The 6,999-nt window shown below is 44.9% G+C and carries 5 protein-coding genes; all 5 read left to right on the top strand.

The genetic code is table 11. The annotated features are described in order from the left end of the window. The 5 genes from QLG00_RS12705 to QLG00_RS12725 all read left to right on the top strand — a co-directional run bounded on the left by QLG00_RS12705 (position 1) and on the right by QLG00_RS12725 (position 6,828). Entirely contained in the window at positions 1-1,827 is a 1,827-nt protein-coding gene (locus QLG00_RS12705) for an extracellular solute-binding protein (protein WP_282471140.1), read from the top strand. A 15-nt stretch (positions 1,828-1,842) separates the two neighbouring features. Next, entirely contained in the window at positions 1,843-2,910 is a 1,068-nt protein-coding gene (yejB, locus tag QLG00_RS12710) for a microcin C ABC transporter permease YejB (protein ID WP_104124403.1), read from the top strand. Then, positions 2,910-3,920 carry an ABC transporter permease gene (locus tag QLG00_RS12715; RefSeq protein WP_282471141.1) on the top strand — a complete coding sequence of 337 codons (1,011 nt, stop codon included), beginning with the start codon at positions 2,910-2,912 and terminating at the stop codon, positions 3,918-3,920. Before yejB ends, QLG00_RS12715 begins: the two co-directional genes overlap by 1 nt. Beyond that, positions 3,898-5,481 carry a dipeptide ABC transporter ATP-binding protein gene (locus QLG00_RS12720; protein WP_282471148.1) on the top strand — a complete coding sequence of 528 codons (1,584 nt, stop codon included), beginning with the start codon at positions 3,898-3,900 and terminating at the stop codon, positions 5,479-5,481. The genes QLG00_RS12715 and QLG00_RS12720 overlap by 23 nt, the downstream gene beginning before the upstream one ends. A 102-nt stretch (positions 5,482-5,583) precedes the next feature. Next, a complete protein-coding gene (locus tag QLG00_RS12725) occupies positions 5,584-6,828 on the top strand; it encodes an NADH:flavin oxidoreductase/NADH oxidase family protein (RefSeq protein WP_282471142.1) in 1,245 nt (414 codons plus the stop codon). Positions 6,829-6,999: the final 171 nt, after the last annotated feature.

Consider the following 6,999-nt stretch of genomic DNA (forward strand, 5'->3'; position numbering starts at 1 on the left):
ATGAAAACACTTAGCCTCGCATTGGGGCTTTGTGTTTTTTCTTTAAGTTGTTTTGCCGCCGTTACCACCACACCCTATATCGCCATTCGTACCCAGCCCAAGTATCAAACGCTAACGCACATGCCTTATGCCAACCCCAAGGCACCCAAAGGCGGAATCTTAATTCAGTCGAGTAATGGCACCTTCGATAATTTGAATAGCATGAATGGCAAGGGCAGTTCGACCGACGGTATTAATTATGTCTTTGACAGTTTGATGTCTAGCTCGTTAGATGAACCCGGGGTGATGTATCCCTTGCTGGCTAAAACGGCCACCTTTGATCAACAGCATCCAAGCTTCGTGATTTTTGATTTAAATCCGCAAGCACGTTTTAGTGATGGCTCTGCTCTGACTGCCGAAGATGTCAAATTTAGCTTTGATACGTATCAAACCAAGGCCAATCCGGGCCTGCAAATGTACATTGCAGATCTGGCCAAAACCGAGGTGCTGTCGAAGTACCGCATCAAGTTTAGTTTTAAGTCCAAAAGTAATCTTGAAATGCCGATGATTTTGGCCAGCCTACCCATTTACTCAAAAAAAGACTGGCAGCATAAGGACTTCACTCGAGTCACGCTCCAGCCGATTTTAGGGTCGGGGCCTTATTTGATTGAGCGCATCGATCCGGGCCGAAGTGTTACGTACAAACGTAATCCTAAATACTGGGCTAAAGATTTAGCCGTGAATCAGGGGCGCTACAATTTTGATCGCTTAAAATATGTCTATTATCGTAATTTAGACATTGCATTTGAGGGGTTTAAGTCGGGCCAATACACCTTGCATGAAGAATTTATGTCGCGTAAGTGGGTGACAGGCTATGACTTCCCGGCGTTTAAGTCCGGCATGATTAAAAAATATGTCTTTGAGCACCGTAATCCCATGACGACACAAAGTATTGTCATGAATACGCGGCACAGACCTTTAAGCGATATCAAGTTAAGACGTGCCATCAGTTATGCCTACGATTTTGAATGGCAAAATAAAGCTTTGTTTTATGGTCAATATCAACGTCTACAGAGTTATTTTAATAACAGTGAGCTGGCTGCAACAGGAACGCCATCTGCGGCAGAGCAAAAAATTCTAGCGCCTTTCTTACCCAAACTTGATCCGATTGTGCGTGAGGGTGTTTTGGCCAATTGGCGTTATCCTGTTTCCGATGCCAGTGGCTTTAATCGTAATAGCTTGCTTAAAGCAAGACAGTTACTAATTGAGGCAGGCTATACGGTTCAGCATCAGACTTTAAAAGACAAACAGGGGCGTCCTGTTCAGCTTGAGCTGTTGATTCATCAGGACAGTTTACAGCGCACCCTGATGCCTTTTGTTCGCAATTTAAAGCGCTTGGGCATTACGGTGAATATCCGTTTGGTCGATACGCCACAATATGTGGAACGCATGCGCCGCAATGACTTCGATTTAACCACAATGGCCTTGCCACAATCTTTAACACCGGGCAATGAGCAGGCGCAATTTTGGGGAAGTGCAGCGGCCAATCAGGTTGGAAATTATAATTATTCTGGAATTCAGGATCCTGTCATTGATGCGGTGATTCAGCGTGTAATTCATGCCAATTCACGAGATGAGCTGGTGGTCAGTACCAAGGTATTGGATCGGTTGCTTCGCGCTGGTTATTACCAGATTTTGACCTATGGAAAAGCGGGTAACTGGTATGCATACTGGGACATGTATGAACGCCCTAAAGTGAAGCCAGCGTTATCGGTAGGTTATGATTACTGGTGGTCCAATCCTGAAAAAGCACAGCGTGTTGCCCGCTATTTGCGTAAACAAGAATAATCAAGGAGTATGCGCATGGGTGCTTATATTATTAAACGTCTGTTCTTGATTATTCCGACATTGTTTCTGATTTTATTGATCAATTTTGTCGTGGTGCAAATTGCACCGGGTGGACCAGTCGAGCAAGCTATTCAGCAGGCAGAAAGTTTTTCAGGTGTAAAAACCGGGGGAGAAACTGCTTCTGTCAGTACAGATACCCATTATCAGGGTGCGCGTGGTCTGACGCCCGAAATGGTCGAAAAAATTAAGGCGCAATATGGATTTGATAAGTCTGCACCAGAACGTTTTTGGCTGATGTTGAACGGATATTTGCGTCTTGATTTTGGTACCAGTTTTTTTAAAGATAAACCTGTTACGCAGTTACTATTTGAGAAAATGCCGGTCACCATTTCTTTGGGGTTATGGAGTACTTTGCTGATTTATCTGATTTCAATTCCGCTTGGCATTCGAAAGGCACGCCAGCATGGATTAATCTTTGATAAGTCGACATCTATTTTGCTAGCGGTTGGTTATGCGGTACCTACTTTTGTATTTGGGGTACTGTTGATCGTATTTTTTGCGGGCGGTTCATATTTTCAGTGGTTTCCACTGCAAGGACTTGTTTCGGAAAACTTTCAGGATTTGAGTTTACTCAATAAAATAAAAGACTATTTCTGGCATATGGCATTGCCTTTAACCACCATGTTGCTGGGCGGATTTGCGGGTTTAACCTATCTAACCAAATACGCCTTTATGGAAGAGCTCGGAAAGCAGTATGTGCTGGCAGCACGCGCCAAGGGTTTAAGTGAAACGCGGGTTTTATACGGGCATGTTTTTCGAAATGCCATGCTGATTGTGATTGCGGGTTTACCTGAAGCATTGATTGGTATTTTCTTTGTGGGAAACCTGTTTATTGAAATTATTTTCAATTTAGATGGAATTGGTTTATTGGGTTTTGAAGCGATTACGCAGCGCGATTATCCGGTGATTTTTGGCACGTTGTTTTTATTTACTTTACTTGGGCTGCTGCTCAGACTGGTCAGTGATGTGCTGTATCAAATCATCGATCCGAGAATCAATTTCGACGCGCGAGGAGCAAAATAATGTCTCCAGTGATGCAGCAGCGTCTTGCACGTTTTAAACAAAACCGGTTAGGTTTTATCTGCTTAATTGTTTTTGCAGTGATTTTTGTACTGGCGATTTTCTCTGAATTAATTGCCAACGACAAACCTTTGGTGGTGAAGTATCAACAATCCTATTATTTTCCAGTGATCCAGTCCTATCCAGAAACAACTTTTGGTGGGGTCTTTGAAACCGAAACAGATTATAAAGATCCAGCCGTACAGCAACTCATCGATCGTGATGGATGGGCACTTTGGCCTGTGATTCCATTTTCATATCAAACGCCTAATCTGGAGCTGGCTGTGCCTGTGCCATCGCCTCCGTCGCAGCAAAACTGGCTGGGGACAGACGATCAGGGCCGTGACGTATTGGCGCGTATTTTATATGGCTTGCGCGTGTCTCTTTTATTTGGATTTGCCTTGACTCTCTGTGCCGCCTTTATCGGAATTTTGATTGGGGCACTACAGGGCTATTATGGTGGCTGGGTCGATTTGATTGGCCAGCGGGTGCTAGAGGTGTGGGGCGGATTACCCATGCTGTTTATGGTCATGATCTTGGTCAGTATGTTTACCCCAAGTATCTACTGGTTATTTGTGATCATGCTGCTGTTTGGCTGGACGGCATTGGTGGGGTTGGTGCGGGCTGAATTCTTGCGTGCTCGAAATTTTGACTATGTACGCGCTGCACGTGCTTTGGGCGTAGCTGATCGGACCATCATTTTCCGGCATATTTTACCTAATGCCATCAGCTCAAGCCTCTCCCAATTGCCGTTTATGCTTACTGCCAATATTACTGCGCTAACGGCACTGGACTTTTTGGGCTATGGTTTACCTCCAGATGCTGCATCATTGGGAGAACTGCTGCTACAAGGGAAAAATAATCTCAATGCACCGTGGCTGGCGCTCTCTGGCTTTTTTACGCTGGCGCTGGTTTTGTCATTATTGATTTATGTCGGAGAGGCCACGCGTGATGCATTCGACCCAAGACGCTAATACCCCATTATTACAGGTTAAGCATTTACGCATTGCGCTAGATGCTCATCAGCTTTTAGTCGATGACTTAAGCTTCGACTTACACGCCGGGCAAACCTTGGCGATCGTGGGGGAAAGTGGCTCTGGTAAATCGATTAGCAGTCTGGCTTTATTGGGTTTACTTCCAGAGCATCTTCAAGTTTCGGGCACTGCACATTTTCACGGTCAGAATTTATTTAAGCTCACAACTCAAGCGTTACAGCAGCTTCGGGGCAGTAAAATTGCCATGATTTTTCAAGAACCCATGACTGCACTGAATCCGTTGCATCGAGTTGAAAAAATCGTGGGTGAAATGCTCAGACTTCGAGGCTGGTCAAAAGCACGTGTTCGTGCGCGTGTGATTGAATTGCTCAATGATGTGGGAATCCCAGAGCCAGAGCAAAAGCTTAGACGTTATCCGCATGAGCTGTCTGGCGGGCAACGCCAGCGCGTCATGATTGCCATGGCACTGGCACAACAGCCTGAAATTTTGATTGCCGATGAACCCACCACAGCGCTTGATGTGACCTTACAAGCGCAAATTCTGGATTTGCTCAAGTCATTGCAGCGCCAATCTGGTATGGGATTGATCTTGATCAGTCACGATCTGAACTTGGTAAAACGCTATGCCGATGACGTGATTGTAATGAATCAAGGTCGGGTCGAAGAACAGTCTACAGCGAAAGAATTGTTTGAGCGACCACAAACAGCCTATACACGTCATCTGCTTGATCACGACTTTGGACGCGCACTTCCGATGTCATCTGATCAAGAGCTATTAGGCGTTCATCATCTTTCGGTGAAGTATCCGCTTCAGAACAGATTATTCTGGCGAACTCAAAATTACTTTAGTGCACTGGCACCGCTGAGTTTTCAGCTTCAGCAAGGCAATACCCTTGGGATTGTGGGAGAAAGTGGTTCGGGTAAATCCACATTGGCACTGGCGATTACGCGATTGATTGAAAGTGATGGCGAGATTGTATTTCTTGGAGAAAATCTGAATCAACTGAAAGAAAGCCAACTGCGGCCTATTCGTCAATCGATCCAGATGGTATTTCAAGATCCGTTTAGTAGCCTGAATCCGCGAATGAATGTTGCACAAATTGTTGGAGAGGGGCTGGCATTAAAGCGTGTTGCCGCACATGAGCGAGAAGCATTGATCGATACTGCGCTTGAGAAGGTTGAGCTAACACCAGCGTTTAAGCATCGTTATCCGCATCAGTTATCTGGCGGGCAGCGACAACGTATCGCTTTGGCAAGAGCTTTGATACTTCAGCCAAAACTGATTGTGCTGGATGAACCGACCTCAGCCTTAGACCGCACCACACAGCGCGCGATTGTAAAGTTGCTGCGCCAGCTTCAAGCAGATGAACACATCAGCTATGTGTTTATCAGTCATGATTTACAAGTGGTCAGAGCGCTTTGCCAGCAGGTGATGGTGCTCAAGCATGGCACCGTGATGGAATTTCAAGACACTGAAACTTTATTTGTTTCACCACAAACGGACTATACCCAGCAGTTGATTCAAGCCAGTCAGTATTAATAATTTGACAATATATGTTGTCAGTTTGTCGGTTTTGGCTTGACAGTAGACCTGTTTAAACTAAATTGATAAGAAAACAGCTACAACTTGCCGAGCAATGTCATGAATCGAATCGCTGAGCCACTTAAAATACGCAATACCACTTTTAAAAACCGAATTATCAAAGGTGCGATGAGTGAAGCACTGGCCAATGAGGCAGGTCAGCCCAATACTCTACATTACGGACTCTATGAAGCATGGGCCAAAGGTGAGTTGGGTTGTGCCATAACGGGTAATGTGATGGTTGATATTCGTGCCAAGAATGAGCCAGGCGTTGTGGCCATTGAAAATGAACGTGATCTGGCTCAGCTTAAGCACTGGGCACAAATTGGTAAACAATATGGCATGGTGCAGTTGATTCAACTTTCGCATCCGGGGCGTCAGTGTCCAAAAGGTTTAAACAAAGAAACCGTAGCACCATCGGCAGTGCCATTTAGCGCCGCATTGGCACCACTCTTTGCAACATCGCGTGAACTTCGCCACGACGAAATTGAAGAGATTATACAGCGCTTTGCCAAAGCAGCTTCGGTGTGTGAGCAAGCAGGTTTTGAAGGTGTGCAACTACATGGTGCGCATGGTTATTTGATCAGTCAGTTTTTATCGCCACTCACCAATAAACGCCAAGATCAATGGGGAGGCAGCATTGAAAACCGTATGCGCTTCTTGCTTGAAATTTATCGTACGGTACGCGCGGCCACATCTGAAGATTTCATTATTTCAGTCAAACTCAATTCAGCAGATTTCCAGCGTGGCGGTATTACAGAAGAGGATGTAATTGCTGTCTTTAAGGCGATTGATGCTGCGGGTATCGATATCATTGAAATCTCTGGTGGGAGTTATGAAGCACCCGCAATGGCTGGAGTAAAAGCAGATAAACGTAAAGCCAGTACCATTGCACGTGAAGCTTACTTTTTAGATTTTGCAGAAAAAATTCGTCAGCATGTGTCATGCAAACTCATGGTGACTGGTGGCTTTCGTACAGTTGAGGGAATGAATGCAGCTTTAAAAAGCGGTGCATGTGATTTTATCGGGATTGCGCGTCCGTTTGCAGTAGAGCCTGATTTGACGCAGCGTCTTATTGCAGGGCAGGATGTAAGATATGCAGTGAAACCGATTAAAACTGGCTTACCCTTTGTTGATAAAATGGCCATTATGGAAATTATCTGGTACGCCGCGCAGTTTAAAACCATTGGAAAAGGCAAAACGCCAAATCCAAAACTATCGCCTTTATTGGTCTTTCTAAATTATGCCAAAGGCAATATTAAAGCGGTAATTCAGGGACGTGTGAATTCGAGAAAATCTGCATAAGTCATAGTTAAGGGTTTTAGGTCTAATTAAGATTTAAAACCTAAAATAAAAAAGCCTCACATTTTGTGAGGCTTTTTTTATGATCTTAATGATCGAATTTGGCGTCCCTACGGGGATTCGAACCCCGGTTACCGCCGTGAAAGGGCGATGTCCTAGGCCTCTAGACGATAG

It is taken from the genome of Acinetobacter sp. V89_7 (genome assembly GCF_029967895.1).
Classification (GTDB): domain Bacteria; phylum Pseudomonadota; class Gammaproteobacteria; order Pseudomonadales; family Moraxellaceae; genus Acinetobacter; species Acinetobacter soli.